Annotated in this window: 3 protein-coding genes and 1 pseudogene; all 4 read left to right on the top strand. The window is 64.1% G+C overall.

What is annotated here, in order from left to right; all coding sequences use genetic code 11:
- Positions 1 to 99 precede the first annotated feature (99 nt).
- Positions 100 to 279, top strand: coding sequence for a helix-turn-helix domain-containing protein (locus ACTWPW_RS63735; RefSeq protein WP_443174967.1), 180 nt, complete (start codon positions 100 to 102; stop codon positions 277 to 279).
- Between the two features lie 75 nt (positions 280 to 354).
- Positions 355 to 678: a hypothetical protein gene (locus ACTWPW_RS63740; RefSeq protein ID WP_443174965.1), complete on the top strand. Its 324-nt coding sequence runs from the start codon at positions 355 to 357 to the stop codon at positions 676 to 678.
- A gap of 454 nt (positions 679 to 1,132) precedes the next feature.
- Positions 1,133 to 1,354: a helix-turn-helix domain-containing protein gene (locus ACTWPW_RS63745; RefSeq protein WP_443174966.1), complete on the top strand. Its 222-nt coding sequence runs from the start codon at positions 1,133 to 1,135 to the stop codon at positions 1,352 to 1,354.
- 861 nt (positions 1,355 to 2,215) lie between these two features.
- Positions 2,216 to 2,482, top strand: a pseudogene (locus ACTWPW_RS63750) (helix-turn-helix domain-containing protein); the annotation flags it as partial.
- Positions 2,483 to 2,607 lie beyond the last annotated feature (125 nt).

The raw sequence follows: 2,607 nt of genomic DNA on the forward strand, positions 1-2,607 counted from the left end.
GCGGTGGTGGCACAAGGAAGTCCGATCCGTGTCACTAGGAACACCGCTCGACACCTTGATCCTTAACGTCGTCCGAGGCCAGGGTGGTGCGTGTCACCAGTGGCGACACGAACTGCGGAACCCGGGAGGTACGCCGCCGGTGAATCCATCCAGACGATCGCCGCCTTCCTCGGCCGGTCGTGTGGGCTCAACCGCCCCCTCCTGGAAGACGCTGGCACGACCTTCCGCGGCTGCGGCGACGACGACCGCGCACGAAACAAAGTCGGCCCCACAACATGACGCCCACCCGGGAGGTACGAGGCATGCTCGCTGGAAACCCGACAGATAACAACATACGGCCGAGGAGGTGACCTGGTGGGCATCAGTCCCAAACGCACCAGGTTCGACCTGGCCGTTGACCGCGATGCGCAGGCCGCAGTGACATTGCTGATGACGTGCATCCGGCACCAGGTGGCCACCAGAATCTGCACCACCACGAACATCACGGACGAATGCCCGCAGATCGTGTGGGCTGACATGCCCGTGTCGGTCGCCGCGTGGCTGCGCTCGGACGGTACCTGGGACCTCGTCGTGGCTGGACCTGACAAGTGGCCCACGGATCTCGGCGGTGTGGTCGAGATCAAGGCGCTAGGAGAGGTTCCGCCGTGCTCCCAAACCGACGAATCCCTGGGGACCTGATGCCCGGGACGAACGGCAAGCTCGTCGTGATCCCAGGTTCGGCAGGGAGCCTCGCTCCGGGCAAGCGGCCCTGCGCTTCGTCAGCCTGCAGACATTCCCTTCACCGGGACGATCAAGCAGCCGTCGTCCACCCGGAATGCCCGCACACGACGAGCTTTCAGCCCACGTAGAAACCCGTCGGCTGCTGACAGACCTTCGAGGGAACCTGGGTGACAACCCCACCAGTTCCCCGGAGTTCCGCAGTTCCTGGTGGTGCTGGTGACACGGTTATGGGCAACAGGCCAGGTAAGCGGCGTTCGCGGTGGTGGCACAAGGAAGTCCGATCCGTGTCACTAGGAACACCGCTCGACACCTTGATCCTTAACGTCGTCCGAGGCCAGGGTGGTGCGTGTCACCAGTGGCGACACGAACTGCGGAACCCGGGGTTCCCGATATCGAGAATACGAGAGAGCGCATGCCTACCTTGAAGCACACCCGCACCGTCGGTGCAGAGCGCGTCGCCCTTGCCAAAGCGGTTCAGAAGAGGTACGTCGCCGGCGAGTCCGTTCGGGAGATCGCTACCTCGCTCGGTCGGTCCTACGGGTTCATCCACCGCCTCCTGGCCGACATCGGTACGACCTTCCGTGGTCGCGGCGGCGGCAACCGTAGGAGAGGAAACAACAGGTCGCGAGCATGATGCCCTCATAAACCAGCCTTTCATTGTGCGCGGCGTTGCAAAAATGCGGGATTCGGCGAGAATCGCCGCTAGTGCGATGAATACGAGCACTTCTTCGCCCGCAAGGAAAGCGCGGGCGCGCTGCCCGAGCCGCATGCGGACCTCGCGGACATCGAGCCGCTCGTGCACGAGACCTGCGCCGTGTACGACGGCGATCAGCGACGCGTCCGAGCGGTGATCAAGAAGCATATTGCTGCCATCCTTGTAGGCGCAGAATCCTGGAGACAGGGAGACCTGCAGGCGACCACGTAGGTCTGTTCACCCTGCGCGAGACGGATGCGGCCTTGAAGCATCCGGCCGGACGCCCCAGGCCAGTGGGGTCTTCCTCACCCGGAATCGCGAACACGCTCGTGCCTACGCCAGCGTCTGGGGCGGCGTCAACAACTCCGTCGGCACGTTGTACGTGGCCCGCCCGGTCGGTATCAGGCGCTCTGACCCCGACCTTCCCGCCATCGCCGCCGAGTGCGAGCGTGCCGAAATCATCGCCGTCTACGACGCCGCCGCACGCATGCCAGAGAAGCGGGTAGCCCACCTGCTGGCACGTTACATGATCCCATCAGCCGTGTGCGATTCCGCCGTTCCGCATATGCGTCTTGCGGAGGTCCACGCCAGCAGCACACGCCTTGGTTACCTTCCGGCCCGCCAATGCTCCACGGGTTCGCCATTCAGGGCCTGGTCATGGGAACCAACCGACATCTCCTCGCTAGTGCGGTGACCACATAGGTTCACCGGGCCGCGGACACACCCGACGGCTTGCGCAGGCTTCGCCGGATTCTGCTTCAGTGTCGTATCGACATGCACGATGACGGCAGGAGGATCCGTATGGCCGAACCTGTGCGAGCACGGCGGTTGTCCGATCAGGAGGGACAGACGCTGCAACGACTTGTCCGGCGAGGCCGGCACGAGTCGATCCGGGTCCGGCGAGCGCTGATCATCATGGCCTCGGCCAGTGGCACGCCGGTTGCGGCGATCGCGCAGTTGGTCGCGGCCGATGAGGACACCGTGCGAGACGTCATCCATGCCTTCAACGAGCGGGGGCTGTCCGCGCTGGACCCTAAGTGGGCGGGTGGCCGTCCCCGCCGCATCACCTCGTGTACAAACTGATCGTCAGCGCGACTTGGGAGAAGTGGATCGTGCGAGTCGTCGTCCCATAAGGATGATCATCGCCCATAAGACCATGGCCTCGTGATGCTCGGATAAGCGCTCATAGTCAC

Origin of the sequence: Nonomuraea sp. KM90 (assembly GCF_052246675.1) — a bacterium.
In the GTDB taxonomy this organism is placed as follows: Bacteria; Actinomycetota; Actinomycetes; order Streptosporangiales; family Streptosporangiaceae; genus Nonomuraea.